The sequence below is a fragment of the Streptomyces sp. NPDC058632 genome (genome assembly GCF_042717095.1).
Lineage (GTDB): Bacteria > Actinomycetota > Actinomycetes > Streptomycetales > Streptomycetaceae > Streptomyces.
On sequence record NZ_JBHXQZ010000012.1, the window covers coordinates 38,669 to 55,078 of the forward strand.

The following is a 16,410-nucleotide window of genomic DNA, read 5'->3' on the forward strand; positions in this document are numbered from 1 at the left end:
CGGCCGGTGCGCCCCGGTCCGTGCCCGTCCCGCCCCTCTTCCGTCTCTTCCGTCTCTTCCGTCACGACCCGCTTCGGAGAAGTCCGCCCGTGACCCTGCAGATCGTCCACCGGCCCGCCCGCAGCACCCGCCCCCCGGAGCCCGCCCGGCCCCGTACGGTCGAGGCTCCGCCCAACCTTCCCGAAGGGAAGATCGGCAACGCGGCGACCGCGCTGCTGCCGATGGCCGGTGTCATGGGCTCCGTGATCATGATGACCGTGGTCCGCAACAGCCGGTTCGCGGTGGTGGGCGCGGTCGTGCTGGTCTTCGCGCTGCTGGGCGCGGTGGCGCTGTTCCTGTCGCAGCGCGGCAAGGCGCAGCGCACCCGGCGCACGCAGCGTGAGCGCTACCTGGAGTACCTGGAGGAGCTGCGGGAGGAACTCGGCGCCGCGGAGCGACGGCTGCGGGACGCGGAGCTGGAGCTCAACCCGTCGCCGGAGGCGCTGTACGACCTGGTGCGGGACCCCGCCCGGCTGTGGGAGCGGCGCCGCCGGGACGCCGACTTCCTGCGGGTGCGGGTCGGTCTCGGTGACGTACCGGCCCAGGAGCCGGTGATCCAGCAGAGCGGCGCCGGCGGGGTGCTGACGCCGCCGGACCCGTTCATGCTCAACGAGGCGCGCGCCCTGCAACGCCGGTTCGCGACGGCCGCCGACGTGCCCTTGACGGTGCCGTTGGACCGTGCGGGAAACGTCAGCGTCGTCGGCGACCGGGCGGACGTCCTGCGGGTGGCCAGGGCCCTGCTGACGCAGACGGCGGTGACACACGCTCCCGACGACGTCGCGCTCGCCCTGGCCGTGCCCGGCGAGCGGCTCGCCGAGTGGGAGTGGGCGAAGTGGCTGCCCCACGTGCTGGATCCGCAGGCGCACGACGGTCCGGTGGCCGCACGCCGCATCGCGCCCGATGTCAGGCAGCTCGCCGGAGGGCTCCGGCACGAGCTGGGCCGGCGGTCCGCGTACGCGGCGGAGGTGCGGCGTGGTCTGGCCGACCGGACCGCGCTGCGGCTGGCGGGCCGGCTGCTGGTGGTCGTCGACGCCCACGGTGAGCCGGCTGCCGAGCTCCCCCGCCCGGACTCGGCGGTCGGGTTGGCGGACATGGGGGTCACCGTGGTGCACCTCCTCCAGGAACAGGTCCACGAGCCGGACGAGGTGAGCGTGCGCATCACCGTCCAGGGCGAGCGGGTGGTCGTCGAGGACCTGCGCCGTTCCTCCGCCGAGGGCGCCGTCGACCCGGTCACCGCGGCCGGGGCGGAAGGCGTCGCCCGGCTGCTCGCCCCGCTGCGGCTGTCGCCGGAGTCCGTCGCCGAGGGAAGCCCCGTCACCGGACCGGTCGACTTCCCCGCGCTCCTCGGCATCGCCGACCCCGCCGACCTCGATCTGCCCGCCCTGTGGAAGCCCCGAAGCGAACGCGACTTCCTCCGTGTGCCCATCGGGTTGACGGACCGTCATGAGCCGGTTCTGCTGGACCTGAAGGAGTCCTCCCAGCTCGGCATGGGTCCGCACGGCCTGTGCGTGGGCGCGACCGGTTCGGGCAAGAGCGAGCTCCTGCGCACCCTCGTCCTCGCCCTGGCCGCCACCCACTCCCCCGAGGAGCTGGCGCTCGTCCTGGTCGACTACAAGGGCGGCGCCACGTTCGCTCCCTTCGCCGAGCTCCCGCACACCGCCGGGACGATCACCAACCTGGAGAACCGTGCAGGGCTCGTCGAACGCGTCCACACCAGCCTCGCCGGCGAGATCAAGCGCCGCCAGCAGGTCCTCAAGGACGCCGGCAACGTCGCCGACATCGGGCACTACGCCGTGCTGCGCGCGGCGGAGAGGCCGGACCTCGAACCGCTCCCGCACCTGTTCGTCGTCATCGACGAGTTCGGCGAACTCCTCACCGCCAAGCCCGACTTCATCGACCTGTTCCTGTCCGTCGGACGCATCGGCCGCTCCATCGGCGTCCACCTGCTGCTGTCCAGCCAGCGCATCGAGGGCGGCAGGCTCAAGGGCCTGGACACCTACCTGTCGTACCGGCTGGGGCTGCGCACCTTCTCCGCCGACGAGTCCCGCACGGTCCTCGACACCACCGACGCCTTCCACCTGCCGCCCCTGCCCGGATTCGGCTACCTGAAGGTCGACACCTCCACCTACGAACGGTTCAAGGCCGGGTACGTCTCCGGCGCCTACCGCGGCCCGGCGGCGCGCGAACAGCGGGACGAGGAGCCGCTCGCCCTGCCCTACCCGGCGTACAACACCGCGGGGCGCACGGAGGAGCCGACGGAGGAACCCGCCGCCACCCGGCGGGAGACCGGCCCGACCGTCCTGTCCCTCATGGTCGGCCGGCTCGCCGGCGCCGCGCCCGCCGTGCGCCGTATCTGGCTGCCCCCGCTGCCGGACGCCGTGACCCTGGACGCGGCCGCGGGACCGGTCCGGGTCTCCGAGCGCGGGCTGCACCTGGCGCGCGCCGCGGGCGGGATGCGGGTGCCGCTCGGTGTGCTCGACGACCCGGCCCGGCAGTGGCAGGGCCGGTGGGTGCTGGACCTGACCACGGCCGGCGGTCACGTGGCCGTGATCGGCGGCCCCCAGTCCGGCAAGACCACGCTGCTGCGGACCCTCGTACTGTCCCTGGCGGTCACCCACACACCCCGCGACGTCGCCGTGTACGGCCTGGACCTGGTCGGCGGCGGCCTGTCGGCGCTGGCCGCCCTGCCGCACGTCGGCGGGATCGCCGGACGGGCCGACCGTGAGCGCGCTGCCCGTACGGTCGCCGAGGTGCGCGCCATGCTCGACGAGCGCGAGACGGTCTTCCGCGAGCACGGCATCGACTCCGTCGACCAGCTCCGCCGGCTCCGCGCCCGGGGCCGGCTGCCGCAGCTCGGCTCCACCGACGTCGTCCTCGTGGTCGACGGTTTCGGCGCGCTGCGCGACGACTTCGCCGACCTCGACGAGCCGGTCGCCGACCTGCTGAAGCGGGGCGGCGGCTACGGCATCCACGTCGTGGCGGGCATGCTGCGCTGGAACGACGTCCGCATCGCCACCCAGTCGCTCTTCGGCACCCGCGTCGAGCTGCGCCTGAACGACCCCGCCGACTCCTCCGTCGACCGCAAGCTCTCCGAGACCCTCACGCCGGACGGGCCCGGCCGGGTGCTCACCGACGGCAAACTGTTCGCGCAGGCCGCCCTGCCCCGCATCGACGGCTCGCCCACGACCGGCGACCTGGGGCCGGCCCTGGACGAGGCGGCCCGGACCGTCCGCGCCACCTGGCACGGCGAACCCGCCGCCCCGGTGCGGGTGCTGCCGGCCCGGCTGCCGATGGCCCGGCTGCCCTCACCGTCCGCCGAACCGCGGCGGATACCCCTCGGCCTCGACCAGGACGCCCTCGCCCCCGTGCTGCTCGACCTCTTCGGCGGCGACCAGCACCTGCTGGTCCTCGGCGACAACGAGTGCGGCAAGACGAACCTGCTGAAGCTGGTCGTCGCCGGGCTCGTCGAGCGGCACCCCGACGACGAGCTGGTCTTCGGCGTCTTCGACCCCCGCCGCGGCCTGCGCGGCGTCGTCCCGGAGCCGTACCGGGGCGGCTACGCCCACAACGCCACGCTCGCCGCCGCCCTCTCCACGGGCATCGCCGCCGAACTGCAGAAGAGGATGCCGGAGACCGCCGACCCGGACGCGCCCGAGACCGGCGAACCCGCCTTCCGAGGCCCGCGGATCGTCATCCTCGTCGACGACTACGACATCCTCACCACCGCCGGACAGCAGCCCCTCGCGCCCTTCCTGCCGTACGTCTCCTCCGCGCAGGACATCGGCCTGCACTTCGTCCTGGCGCGCCGCACCGCGGGAGCCTCCCGCGCGCTGTACGAGCCGCTGCTGACCACCCTGCGCGAGACGGGCACCACCGCCCTGGTGATGACCGGCGACCGCACCGAGGGACAGCTCTTCCCCGGTCTGTACGCCTCCCGGCAGCCACCCGGCCGCGGCACCCTGGTCCGCCGCGGCCGACGCCACCGGCTCGTCCAGACCGCGCTGGCCGGAGCCGAGGAGGAGTCGTGACCAAGGACGTCATCGCCCTCACCCCGACGATGCCGGACACCTGGGCCCTGCTGGCCGGCCTGTACGCGGGCGGGCCCGAGGCGGGCGTGACCGCCGGGTCCCAGGGCGCCGTGCTGCGTCTGTGCGCCCCGGACGGCAGGCCCCTCGTGTCCGTGGAGGCCCCGCTGCTGGTCCAGGTCCCCGGGGAGGCCGAACGGCTGCTCGGGCAGGACGTGCCCGTGCCGTTCTGGTGGACCGAGGCCCGGGCCTCCGGCGCCGTGCCCGAGGCCGAGCGGCTGGCGGGATCGGTGTGCGGGCGGCTCGCCCTGCTGCTGGGCGGCAGCACCTGGCCCGGGCCGGCGGCGGGCACCGAGGTCGTGGACGTGCGCGCGGCCCTCGCGCCGGACGACGGGCAGCCGGTCGTGGACGTCCTCACCGACAGCACGTCCGTCGTCCTGGCCGACCGGCCCGTCCTGGCCCTGACCACCTGGCTGTCCGAGGTGCTGCGCGGCACCTCCGAGTCCGGCCGGGCCCTGCAGATCGTCACCCCGCCGCACGTCCGGCTCAGTGCCCCGGCCCGCGCCACCCTCCTCCAGGTGCCCAACCGCTGGGTCGTCCAGGACCCGGCACAGGGCTACTACGACGGGCTGTCCGGGGCGGTGCTGCGCTGGCAGGACGGGACGTTCGCGCCCGCGCTCGGGGCGGACGGCACGGCCTCGGTCGCCGAGGCGTTCGGCCGGACGTCCCCGTCGGGCGACCGGCAGCTCGTCGTGGCGTTCCGTACGACGCTCCCCGCGCACGAGGACGCCGTCCTGGGCGAGGCGCTCGAGACGGCCTGGCGCGCGCTCACCGGCTCGGCCCCGGCCGGCTGGGGCACCGCGGAACCCGTCAACCTGCCCTGGTCGCCGCGTCGGCTGACCGATCTGGCCCGTGACCGGGCCCCCGAGCCCACTCATCTGCTCGTGACGGGGCGCCCCGACCGGCCCGCGCTGGCGTGGATCCGGGTGACGCGGACGACCGCCGGGGTCGAGCAGGACGTGACGCTCACCCTCGGGTACGGGGAGGGCGAGGAACCGCCCCTGGAAGCGATCGCGCCCCTCGCCGAGGTCCTCGTCGTGGAACACGGTCTGACGACGATGCTGACCTCGGTGCGGCGGGCCTCCCGCGGCCTCACGACGGCGCCCGTGCTCCAGGCGCCGTCCGTCCCGGTCGCCTTCACCCTGGGTGCGCGCGACGTGCGGGGCATCGGACTCACCCATGCCCGTCGCCCGCCCGTCGGGGTACGGCCCGTCGTCCTGGGGCCCGCCTCCGAGCCGGCCCTGCACTACCCGCTGGGGGACGGGTCCGACGCCGGCGCCCTCGTCGAGCTGCACCGCCTGGCGGCGCATCTGCGGGCCGGTGTGCCGGGGACGGAGGCGGGGACGGAGGCCTGACGTCGTCCTCCGCGCCGGCGGCGCCGCGGGCGGGACCCGGGTCACGGGGCACAGGACCCGGGTCGCCGCTCACCTCTCACTTCTCACTTCTCACGGCCGGACGTTCTCCGTGAACCTCCGTGCCGTCTCCGCCAGGACCTCGCGGCCGTCCCGGGCCCACAGGACGTCGTTGAAGAGTTCGACCTCGATGGCCCCGGTGTAGCCGGCCGCCTCCACGTACCCCTGCCACTCCCGCATGTCGATGGCGCCGTCGCCGATCTGGCCGCGGCCGTTGAGGACGCCCTCGGGCAGCGGTGTGGTCCAGTCGGCGAGCTGGAAGGTGTGGATGCGGTCCTGGGCGCCGGCCCGGACGATCTGCGCGGGCGCCGTGTCGTCCCACCAGATGTGGTACGTGTCGACGGTGACGCCGACCTGCCGGGCCGGGAACCGTTCGGCGAGGTCCAGGGCCTGGGCGAGGGTGGAGACCACGCAGCGGTCGGAGGCGTACATGGGGTGCAGCGGCTCGATGGCGAGGCGCACCCCGTGCTCCTCGGCGTACGGGCCCAGCTCCGCCAGGGCGTCCGCGATGCGTTCGCGGGCGCCGCGCAGGTCCTTGGAGCCGGCCGGGAGGCCGCCGGAGACCAGGACCAGGGTGTCGGTGCCCAGGGTGGCGGCCTCGTCGACGGCGCGGCGGTTGTCGGCCAGGGCCGCGGCCCGCTCTGCGGGGTCGGTCGCGGTGAGGAAGCCGCCCCGGCACAGGGTCGTCACCGTGAGGCCCGCGTCCCGGACCAGTTTCGCCGCCGCGTCCACGCCGTAGGCCTGGACGGGTGCGCGCCACAGGCCGACGGCAGGGATGCCCAGGTCGCGGCAGCCGTCGACGAGTTCCGGCAGCGACAGCTGCTTGACCGTCATCTGGTTGACACTGAAACGCGCGAGAGCGTTGACGGGGCCGGTCACGGGGTCACCCCGTACAGGTGCAGCAGGGTCCGCATGCGGTCCTCGGCGAGCTTCGGGTCGGGGAACAGGCCCAGGCCGTCGGCGAGTTCGTAGGCGCGGGCGAGGTGCGGCAGCGAGCGGGCCGACTGCAGGCCGCCCACCATGGCGAAGTGGCTCTGGTGGCCGGCCAGCCAGGCCAGGAACACCACGCCCGTCTTGTAGAAGCGGGTGGGTGCCCGGAAGAGGTGCCGGCTCAGCTCCACCGTCGGGTCGAGCAGGGCGCGGAAGCCCGCCGTGTCCCCGGTGTCCAGGGCGCGGACGGCCTGGGCCGCCAGCGGGCCGAGCGGGTCGAAGATGCCGAGCAGGGCGTGGCTGAAGCCCTGCTCGTCGCCCGCGATCAGCTCGGGGTAGTGGAAGTCGTCGCCGGTGTAGCAGCGCACGCCCTGCGGCAGGCGGCGGCGCAGTTCGACCTCGCGCCGGGCGTCGAGGAGCGAGACCTTGATGCCGTCGACCTTGTCGGGGTGGGCGGCGATGACCTCCAGGAAGGTCTCGGTGGCCGCGTCCAGGTCGGAGGAGCCCCAGTAGCCCTCGAGCGCCGGGTCGAACATCGGGCCGAGCCAGTGCAGGATCACCGGCTCGGCGGACTGGCGCAGCAGGTACCCGTACATCTCGAGGTAGTCCTCGGGGGAGCGGGCCGCGGCGGCCAGGGCGCGGGACGCCATCAGGATGGCCTGCGCGCCCGACTCCTCGACGAGCAGCAGCTGTTCCTCGTAGGCCGCCCGCACCTCCTCGAGCGTGCCCGCGGCGAGCTGGTCGGTGCCGACGCCGCAGGCGATGCGGCCGCCGACGGCCTTCGCCTCGGCGGCGGAGCGGCGGATCAGCTCGGCCGCGCCCGCCCAGTCCAGGCCCATGCCGCGCTGGGCGGTGTCCATCGCCTCGGCGACGCCCAGGCCGTGCGACCACAGGTGGCGGCGGAAGGCGAGGGTGGCGTCCCAGTCGACGGCGGCGGGCGAGTCGGGGGTCGTGTCGGCGTACGGGTCGGCGACGACGTGTGCCGCGGAGAAGACCGTACGGGAGGTGAAGGGGGCTCCGGCGGACACCGTCAGGGGCTCGGTGCGGGGCTCGTAGGTCCGCAGCCGGCCCTGTGCGTCGGGCAGTTCGATGGTCACAGTGAGATCTCCGGTACGTCGAGGCGGCGGCCCTCGGCCGACGACCTCAGGCCCAGCTCGGCGAGCTGGACGCCGCGGGCGCCGGCCAGCAGGTCCCAGTGGTAGGGGGCGTCGGCGTAGACGTGCTTGAGGAACAGCTCCCACTGGGCCTTGAAGCCGTTGTCGAACTCGCCGTTGTCCGGGACCTCCTGCCACTGGTCGCGGAAGTCCTCGGTGGCGGGGATGTCCGGGTTCCAGACGGGCTTGGGGGTGGCGGAGCGGTGCTGGACGCGGCAGCCCCGCAGCCCGGCCACGGCGGAGCCCTCGGTGCCGTCGACCTGGAACTCGACGAGTTCGTCGCGGTTGACGCGGACCGCCCAGGAGGAGTTGATCTGGGCGACGGCGCCGCCCTCGAGCTCGAAGACGCCGTAGGCGGCGTCGTCGGCGGTGGCGTCGTAGGGCTTGCCGTTCTCGTCCCAGCGCTGCGGGACGTGGGTGGCGGTCAGGGCCTGGACGGAGCGCACGCGGCCGAACAGCTCGTGCAGCACGTACTCCCAGTGCGGGAACATGTCGACGACGATGCCGCCGCCGTCCTCGGCGCGGTAGTTCCAGGACGGGCGCTGCGCGTCCTGCCAGTCGCCCTCGAAGACCCAGTAGCCGAACTCGCCGCGCACCGACAGGATCCGGCCGAAGAAGCCGCCGTCGATGAGCCGCTTCAGCTTGAGCAGGCCCGGCAGGAACAGCTTGTCCTGCACCACGCCGTGCTTGATCCCGGCGGCGTTCGCCAGCCGGGCCAGTTCCAGGGCGCCGTCGAGGCCGGTGGCGGTCGGCTTCTCGGTGTAGATGTGCTTGCCGGCGGCGATCGCCTTGGTGAGGGCCTCCTCACGGGCGGAGGTGACCTGGGCGTCGAAGTAGATGTCGATGCTCTCGTCGGCGAGCACCGCGTCCACGTCGGTGGAGACGTGCTCCAGGCCGTGCCGCTCGGCGAGCGCCCGCAGCGCGTGCTCGCGGCGGCCGACCAGGACCGGCTCCGGCCACAGCACGGTGCCGTCACCGAGGTCGAGGCCGCCCTGTTCGCGCAGGGCCAGGATGGAGCGGACGAGGTGCTGCCGGTAGCCCATCCGCCCCGTCACACCGTTCATGGCGATACGCACCGTCTTGCGTGTCACGTCGTTCCCTTCGTACGCGGTCCCCGCGAGCCGCGTACGCCCCACCCGTCACGCACCGGCCGGCGAGTGGCGGCCGGCGCGCGACGGGTACTGGTGAACGTCACAGCAAGCGCTTTCTATGTAGCTAGAAGCTAGCCTCTGAACGGCGGTCCGGACAAGAGCACGGAGAACCCGAGTTGTTCGAGGGGGCGAACAACTGGGCGCGGGGCCATAGGGTCTGGTCGGGGGCGGGACATCGGGTCCGTGCCCGGAGACGCCCGGACGCGCCCGGAGACGGCGGCCGGCGCCGATACGACGAGATGCGCGACCGGAGGACGAGAGATGACGGTGACCCTGGCGGACGTGGCGGCCCGCGCGCAGGTCTCCCCCGCGACGGTGTCGCGCGTGCTGAACGGGAACTATCCCGTGGCGGCTTCCACCCGCGAGCGGGTGCTGAAGGCCGTGGACGAACTCGACTACGTGCTCAACGGCCCCGCGAGCGCCCTGGCCGCCGCCACCTCCGACCTGGTGGGCATCCTGGTGAACGACATCGCCGACCCGTTCTTCGGGATCATGGCGAGCGCGATCCAGGGCGAGATCGGGGGTCCGGGCGGGCGGGCCGGCGGGGAGAGACTCGCGGTCGTGTGCAACACGGGCGGCTCCCCGGAGCGCGAACTGACGTATCTGACACTGCTCCAGCGCCAGCGGGCCGCGGCGGTGGTGCTGACCGGCGGTGCCATCGAGGACGCCCCGCACCGGGCGGCGATGGACGCGAAGCTGCGCAGGCTGGCGGAGGCCGGGACCCGGGTGGTGCTGTGCGGCCGGCCGCCGGCGCCGGACACCGGGGCGATCGCGCTGACCTTCGACAACCGCGGCGGCGGCCGGGAGCTCACCGAGCATCTGATCGGGCTCGGCCACCGCCGCCTCGGCTACGTCGCGGGCCCGCAGGAGCGCACCACCACCCGCCACCGTCTCGAGGGGCACCGGGCCGCGCTCGCCGCGCACGGCATCGAGGAGGACCCCCGCTGGACCGTCCACGGTCGCTACGACCGCCGCTCCGGCTACGAGGCCGCCCTCGAACTCCTGCGCAGAGACCCGGAGTTGACGGCGGTGGTCGCGGCGAACGACTCCGTCGCGCTGGGCGCGTGCGCGGCGCTGCGGGACTCCGGCCGGAAGATCCCCGACGACGTGTCGGTCGCCGGTTTCGACGACCTCCCGTTCAGCATCGACGCGGTGCCCGCCCTGACGACGGTACGGCTGCCGCTCGCCGAGGCGGGGGCGCGGGCCGGCCGCATCGCGATGGGCCGCGAGGAGCCGCCGCCCGGGGGGATCGCTTCCGTGCGGGGCGAGTTGATGGTGCGGGGGTCCTCGGGGGCGCCTCGGGTGTGAGCCCTTGGGCCGGTGCCGGTGCCGGCGCCGGTATCTGTCCCGCCCGGTCGGAGTACGGGGTTTTCGGCGGCGGCGACGAGTTCCGCCGCTACCGTCGGTCTGCACTTCCGTCATCGCCTCAGCGGACCACAGGAGCGGCAGCCATGCGTATCGTGATCATCGAGTTCATCAGCCTCGACGGTGTCGTGCAGGCCCCCGGTGGCCCCGAGGAGGACACCGACGGCGGTTTCACCCACGGCGGCTGGTCGCACGCCTACTTCGACCCGGAGGTCCTCGGCGGCGCCTTCGACGCGGCGCTGGAGAAGGCCGACGGGCTCCTGTACGGGCGCCGCACCTGGCAGACCATGGCCGAGGCGTGGCCCCGGCAGGCCGGGGACCCCTTCGCCGACCGGATCAACAGCCTGCCGAAGTACGTCGTCTCCAGCACCCTCGGCGAGTCCGAGCTGACCTGGAACAACAGCCGGCTCCTTCCCGCCGGGGAGGCCGTCGCCCGGATCCGGGAGCTGCGCGCGGCCGGGGGCGGCGACCTCGTGATGATGGGCAGCCCCACGCTCGCCCGCACCCTGCTGAGCGAGGACCTGGTGGACGAGCTCCAGCTCCTCGTCATGCCGGTGGTCCTGGGCGGCGGCAAGTCGGTCTTCCCCATGGACGGCGCGAAGCGCCCGTTCGAGCTGGTCTCGGCGACGACCGCGAAGTCCGGCGCCCAGGTGTGTGTCTACCGCCGTGCCACGGAGACGCCTGCCGGGGCGTAGGCCGGGCCCGTCGGGGCCGGGCGACGCTCGTGCGGGGGCGCCGCCCGGACGACCGGACCGGCGCCCCGCCCCGGACCCGCGCGACACCGGCGCGACGAGGGGGAGTGACCGCCGTGGGTCCCGGGTAGGGTCCGTTTTCATGAAGCTGGCGTTCTCCACCCTCGGTGTCCCCGGCCTTCCGATGGCCGACGTACTGCGTCTCGCGACCACGCACGGTTATCACGGCGTCGAACTGCGCGCGCACCCTGAGGAACCGGTCCATCCCGGCCTCTCCCCCGCCGAACGGGCCGATGTCGCCGCCGAGTTCAAGGCGGCCGGCATCGAGGTCCTGAGCGTCGCGGGCTACACCAGGGTCGCCGCGCCGGGCGACGACGAGGTCGTCGTCGCGGAGATCCGCGCCCTCCTCGGTCTCGCCCGCGACCTCGGCGCCCCCTTTATTCGGGTCTTCCCGGGCGGCTCCCCCGACCAGACCCCCGAGGAGGCCGACGCGACGGCCGCCCGGCGGCTGGGCACGGCCGCCGAGTACGCGGCCGACCTCGGTGTCCGCATCCTGCTGGAGACCCACGACTCCCACCGCACTGGCGCCGACGCGATGCGGATCCTCGGCCTCGTGGGTCACCGCCAGGTGGGCGCCCTCTGGGACGTGATGCACACCTGGCTGGGCGGCGAGCAGCCCGCGGAGAGCTACGCGGCCCTCTCCCCCCACCTCGGCTACGTCCAGGTCAAGGACATCGCCTCCGTCGAGGACACCACCCCGCTCCCCCTCGGCGAGGGCGTCCTCCCACTGGCCGACTGCGTGGAGATCCTCTCCCGCCACGGCTGGGACGGCTGGCTCTGCTGGGAGTACGAGAAGCGCTGGTACGAGAAGGCCGCCCCGCTCCCCGACCTCCTCGGCCCCGCCCGCACCCACCTCTCCCGCCTCCTCAACGAGTCGGCGTGACCGGCCGCCGCCGACCGGACGGCGGGGGCGGTCCCCCGGCCGGCGGCCCCGTCCGCCCCGCCGACGGGCCCGGCCGCACCCCCGGCGGGTCAGTTCGCCTTCCCGGCGAGGCCGGGCATCCTCCCCGGGCCGGCGGTCCCGCCCGCCTCATCAACGGGTCCGCCCGCCCCGTGGACGGGCCGGCCCGCGTTCCCGGCGGCCTCGTCGGCCTCGTCGGCCTCGTCGGCGGATGACTTCCCCCGGCCCGCCCGCCGGTCCCGGCCCCCGAACGACGCGAGTGCCACGCCGCCCACCAGCAGCACCGCCGCCCACCACCGCAACGGGCTCACCGGCTCGCCCAGGAAGAGGGCGGCCGACGACATTCCGAAGACCGGCACCAGCAGGGAGAACGGCGCCACCGTGGACGCGGGGTGGCGGCGCAGCAGCCACCCCCAGGCCCCGAAGCCGAACACGGTGGCGCCCCAGGCGACGAACAGCAGGGCGCCCGCCCCTGGCAGGTCCAGCGCGTCCAGTGCCTCCAGGTCCCGCGACGGGCCCTCCAGGAGCAGCGAGAGCGCCAGCAGCGGCAGGACCGGCACCGTGCTCACCCAGATCATGAAGTTCAGGGCGTCGTCGGGTGCGGCCCTGCGGGTCAGCACGTTCGACACGCCCCAGCAGGCGGCCGCGGCGATGATCAGGGCGAACGCTCCCAGAGGGCCCGAGGTGCCCTCGTCGACGGCGGCGACGCCGATTCCGGCCAGGGCCACCGCCATGCCCACCAGCCCGACGCGCGCGGGCCGTTCGCCGAGGAGCAGGAACGCGAACAGGGCCGTGAACACCGCCTGGATCTGGAGCACCAGGGAGGTCAGTCCGGCCGGCATGCCCGCGTCCATGCCGACGAACACCAGCCCGAACTTGGCCACCCCGAGCGCGAGTCCCACCCCCGCGATCCACTTCCACGCCGCCTTCGGGCGCCCCACCAGGAAGACCGCCGGGACCGCCGCCACGAGGAAGCGCAGCGCGGAGAACAGCAGCGGCGGGAAGTGGTCGAGGCCGATCTCGATGACGACGAAGTTCACGCCCCAGACGGCGGCGACGAGAACGGCGAGCAGGGCGTGGGAAGGACGCATACGTCGAGGATCACCGCCCGTGACCCTTCAGCACCAGCGAAGATTCCTGCATGGTGGGGTGAAGCACCGCTTACCGATCGGGGAGCCGTCATGCTCGACCTCCAGCGCCTGCGCGCCCTGCACGCCGTGTCCGTGCACGGCACCGTCGGGGCCGCCGCCGCGGCGCTCGGCTACACCTCCTCCGCCGTCTCCCAGCAGATCGCCAAGCTGGAGCGGGAGACCAGGACCGTGCTGCTGGAGCGGGAGGGCCGGGGCGTGCGGCTGACCGACGCGGCGTACCACCTCGTCGCCACCGCGCAGGAGCTGCTGGCGATCGTGGAGCGGGCCGAGACCGAGCTGGAGGAGCGGCGCGGGGTGCCGTCCGGGCGGCTGACCATCGCCGCCTTCGCGTCGGCGGCCCGCGGGCTGATGCCGCCCGTCCTGGCCGACCTGGCGCGGCGGCATCCCGCGCTCGACACCCGGCTGACCGAGATCGACCCGCACCTGTCCGTGGACCTGGTCGCCAAGGGCGCGGTCGATCTCGTCGTCGCGCACGACTGGGACATCGCACCGCTGCCCGCCCCGGCGGGTGTGGAGCAGGCGGTCATCGGGGACGACCTGTGCGATCTGCTGGTGCCGCGCGGGCATCCGTTCGCGGAGCGCGGCACGCCGGTACGGCGCGAGGAGCTGGGCGGCGAGCGGTGGATCTGCCAGCCGCCGGGGCGGGTGTGCCACGAGTGGCTGGTGCGCACCCTGCGTACCGCCGGGCACGAGCCGGACATCGTGCACCAGGCGGACGAGAACCCGACCCTGGTCGCCCTGGTCGCGGCCGGGCTCGGTGTCGCGCTGATCCCCCGGCTCGGGCGCGGCCCGCTGCCCGACGGGGTGGTGGAGGTCCCGCTCGACCCGATGCCCGTACGGCATCTGTACGCACTGTGGCGGGACGGCGCGGCCCGCCGTCCGGCGATCGCGGAGACCGTCCGCACCCTGCGCGCCCACTGGCCCGCCGTCTCGGCACATCGGCCCACCGTGCCCCAGATGCCCTAGTCACCCCAGTCGCCCCAGTCGCCCCAGTCGCCCCAGTCGCCCCAGGTCCGGACGTCCGCCCCTATCCGAGATTTCCGCCCGCACCCGGGAACCCCCGCCCGTCCCCTCCCGTCCAATACGCGGACTGCCGGAGGAGCCCCTGCGGCGCGGTGTCGGCCACTCGCCACTGGCTGCGACCGCCGACCCACCCTCTCCGCCGCGCCGCGGCCGGCAGCACCGCCGCCATCGGCGCGCCCCCTCCCGAAGCGCCGATGGCGGCCCCGCCCGCATCCCCGGCCGACCGCGCCCACCGCACACACCCTTGACTGGCAGAAACTTCCCGGATATTGGTGACCTACTGGAAGTTTCCTTCAGCGGATCCCCCGCGGATCACCTCCCAAAGGAGCGCACGTGCCCGACATCAGCACGGGAAGCACAGGAAACACGGGAAACACGGAGAACGCAGGAAACACGGGGAGCGCCGCGCGTCCGTCCAGACGTGCCGTCCTCGCCGCGACGACGGCGGTCACCACCGTCCTCGCCGCCGGAGCCGCCGCGCACGCGGCCGGCACCTCCGGCGCCCCCTCGGCCCCCGCCTCCCCGGACGACCGGAAACTCCGTGCCCTCCTCTCCCGGATGACCCTGGAGGAGAAGGTCGGCCAGCTGTTCGTGACGCGGGTCTACGGTCACTCCGCCACCGACCCCGACCAGGCGGACATCGACGCCAACCTCGAGGAGATCGGCGTGCGCACGGCCGCCGAACTGCTGGAGAAGTACCGGGTCGGCGGCATCATCTACTTCACCTGGGCGCACAACACCCGCGATCCGCACCAGATCGCGAACCTCTCCAACGGCATCCAGAAGGCGTCCCTCGGCCTGCCGCGCGGGCTGCCGGTGCTCATCTCCACCGACCAGGAGCACGGCATCGTCGCCCGCGTCGGCGCGCCGGCGACCCTGTTCCCCGGCGCGATGGCCGTCGGTGCGGGCGCCTCCCGCTCCGACGCGCGCGACCTCGGCCGGATCGCCGGACGCGAGCTGCGCGCCCTGGGCATCCGTCAGGACTACGCCCCGGTGGCCGACGTGAACGTCAACCCGGCCAACCCGGTCATCGGCGTACGGTCCTTCGGGTCCGAGCCCCGGGCGGTGGCGCGGCTGGTGGCCGCCGAGGTCGCCGGGTTCCAGCAGTCGGGTGTCGCGGCGACCGCCAAGCACTTCCCCGGGCACGGCGACACCGCCGTCGACAGCCACACCGGCTTCCCGGTGATCACCCACAGCCGTGAGCAGTGGGAGCGGTTGGACGCGCCGCCGTTCCGGGCGGCGATCGCCGCGGGCATCGACTCGATCATGACGGCCCATCTGATGGTCCCGGCGCTCGACGCCTCCGACGACCCGGCGACCCTCTCCCGCCCGATCCTCACCGGCATCCTCCGCGAGGAGCTGGGCTACGACGGGGTCGTGGTCACCGACTCCCTCGGCATGGAGGGAGTGCGGACGAAGTACGGCGACGACCGGGTGCCGGTGCTGGCCCTGAAGGCGGGTGTGGACCAGCTGCTCAACCCGCCGTCCCTGGACGTGGCGTGGAACGCCGTCCTGAAGGCCGTCCAGGACGGCGAACTGACCGAGGCCCGGCTCGACGAATCGATCCTGCGCGTGCTGCGCCTGAAGGCGAAACTGGGCCTGTTCAAGGACCCGTACGCCTCCCCGGACGGGGTGGACCGCACGGTCGGCACCCGCGCGCACCGGGCGGCGGCCGACCGGATCGCCGAACGGACCACCACCCTGCTGGTCAACGAGGACCGCGTGCTGCCGCTGTCCCGGCGCCGGCAGCCGAAGCTGCTGGTCGTGGGCGCCGACCCGGCCTCCCCGTCCGGTACGACGGGACCGCCGACCGGTGTGCTGGCGGGCGCACTGGAGGAACTGGGATTCACCGCCACCGCCCTGTCCACCGGTACGGCACCGTCCGCGGCCACGATCGAGCGGGCCGTGGCCGCCGCGCGGGAGGCGGACGCCGTGGTCGTCGGGACGTACAACGTGACGGCGGCGAGCAGCCAGCGGACGCTGGTCGAGCGGCTCCTGGCGACCGGCAGGCCGGTGGTCGCGGTGGCGATCCGCAACCCGTACGACGTGGCCCATCTGCCCGCCGTACCGGCGTACCTGGCGACGTACTCCTGGACCGACGTGGAACTGCGGGCGGCGGCCCGGGTGATCGCGGGCCGGGTGGAGCCGCGCGGGACGCTGCCGGTGCCGGTGCAGCGGGCGGACGACCCGGCGGCGGTGCTGTACCCGGTCGGGCACGGGCTGACGTACTGACCACGGCCTCCGGGCCCCGCGCACCCGGGTGGCCCGCCTGACGTAGCGCCCGTACGTCACACACCCGACGCACCCTCACCAACGTGCGCAAAGCATGCCGTATGTCTGGCGTGGGGCGCCGCGGCGGGGGCCGCGGGGCGGGGGGGGTGGGGGGGGGGGTGGGCGGGGGCGTATAAAAAAAAGAAGCGGGCGACGAAGAGAATTTTGTTTGTATA

General features: G+C 74.2%; 11 protein-coding genes. 7 read left to right on the top strand and 4 right to left on the bottom strand.

What is annotated here, in order from left to right; all coding sequences use genetic code 11:
• The first annotated feature begins 89 nt into the window (after positions 1–89).
• Both eccCa and ACFWVE_RS07275 read left to right on the top strand, forming a co-directional pair.
• Positions 90–4,067 carry a type VII secretion protein EccCa gene (gene eccCa, locus ACFWVE_RS07270; protein WP_384009118.1) on the top strand — a complete coding sequence of 1,326 codons (3,978 nt, stop codon included), beginning with the start codon at positions 90–92 and terminating at the stop codon, positions 4,065–4,067.
• Positions 4,064–5,479, top strand: coding sequence for a DUF6177 family protein (locus tag ACFWVE_RS07275; protein ID WP_384009119.1), 1,416 nt, complete (start codon positions 4,064–4,066; stop codon positions 5,477–5,479). Before eccCa ends, ACFWVE_RS07275 begins: the two co-directional genes overlap by 4 nt.
• A gap of 90 nt (positions 5,480–5,569) precedes the next feature.
• Here the strand turns inward: ACFWVE_RS07275 and ACFWVE_RS07280 are convergent, their stop codons facing one another.
• From ACFWVE_RS07280 to ACFWVE_RS07290, 3 genes are read right to left on the bottom strand one after another with little or no spacing between them, the layout of a single operon-like run.
• Positions 5,570–6,370 carry a sugar phosphate isomerase/epimerase family protein gene (locus tag ACFWVE_RS07280; RefSeq protein ID WP_384009201.1) on the bottom strand — a complete coding sequence of 267 codons (801 nt, stop codon included), beginning with the start codon at positions 6,368–6,370 and terminating at the stop codon, positions 5,570–5,572.
• Positions 6,371–6,411: 41 nt separating this feature from the next.
• A complete protein-coding gene (locus ACFWVE_RS07285; RefSeq protein WP_384009121.1) occupies positions 6,412–7,563 on the bottom strand; it encodes a dihydrodipicolinate synthase family protein in 1,152 nt (383 codons plus the stop codon).
• The gene (locus tag ACFWVE_RS07290; RefSeq protein ID WP_384009123.1) at positions 7,560–8,711 is read right to left on the bottom strand and encodes a Gfo/Idh/MocA family protein; all 1,152 of its coding nucleotides are present in this window, start codon (positions 8,709–8,711) and stop codon (positions 7,560–7,562) included. Before ACFWVE_RS07290 ends, ACFWVE_RS07285 begins: the two co-directional genes overlap by 4 nt.
• A gap of 321 nt (positions 8,712–9,032) precedes the next feature.
• Here ACFWVE_RS07290 and ACFWVE_RS07295 point away from each other — a divergent pair, with 321 nt between their 5' ends.
• The 3 genes from ACFWVE_RS07295 to ACFWVE_RS07305 all read left to right on the top strand — a co-directional run bounded on the left by ACFWVE_RS07295 (position 9,033) and on the right by ACFWVE_RS07305 (position 11,771).
• Positions 9,033–10,079: a LacI family DNA-binding transcriptional regulator gene (locus tag ACFWVE_RS07295; RefSeq protein ID WP_384009126.1), complete on the top strand. Its 1,047-nt coding sequence runs from the start codon at positions 9,033–9,035 to the stop codon at positions 10,077–10,079.
• A gap of 143 nt (positions 10,080–10,222) precedes the next feature.
• On the top strand, positions 10,223–10,831 hold the full coding sequence (locus ACFWVE_RS07300) for a dihydrofolate reductase family protein (protein ID WP_384009128.1): 609 nt from the start codon (positions 10,223–10,225) through the stop codon (positions 10,829–10,831).
• A gap of 139 nt (positions 10,832–10,970) precedes the next feature.
• Positions 10,971–11,771 carry a sugar phosphate isomerase/epimerase family protein gene (locus tag ACFWVE_RS07305; RefSeq protein WP_384009130.1) on the top strand — a complete coding sequence of 267 codons (801 nt, stop codon included), beginning with the start codon at positions 10,971–10,973 and terminating at the stop codon, positions 11,769–11,771.
• A gap of 89 nt (positions 11,772–11,860) precedes the next feature.
• Here the strand turns inward: ACFWVE_RS07305 and ACFWVE_RS07310 are convergent, their stop codons facing one another.
• Complete coding sequence (locus ACFWVE_RS07310) at positions 11,861–12,880, bottom strand: EamA family transporter (RefSeq protein ID WP_384009133.1); 1,020 nt, start codon at positions 12,878–12,880, stop codon at positions 11,861–11,863.
• Between the two features lie 90 nt (positions 12,881–12,970).
• Between ACFWVE_RS07310 and ACFWVE_RS07315 the strand changes: the two genes are divergently transcribed.
• Together ACFWVE_RS07315 and ACFWVE_RS07320 are read left to right on the top strand one after the other, a co-directional pair.
• The gene (locus ACFWVE_RS07315; protein WP_384009135.1) at positions 12,971–13,906 is read left to right on the top strand and encodes a LysR family transcriptional regulator; all 936 of its coding nucleotides are present in this window, start codon (positions 12,971–12,973) and stop codon (positions 13,904–13,906) included.
• 390 nt (positions 13,907–14,296) lie between these two features.
• Positions 14,297–16,195: a glycoside hydrolase family 3 protein gene (locus ACFWVE_RS07320; RefSeq protein ID WP_384009137.1), complete on the top strand. Its 1,899-nt coding sequence runs from the start codon at positions 14,297–14,299 to the stop codon at positions 16,193–16,195.
• Positions 16,196–16,410: the final 215 nt, after the last annotated feature.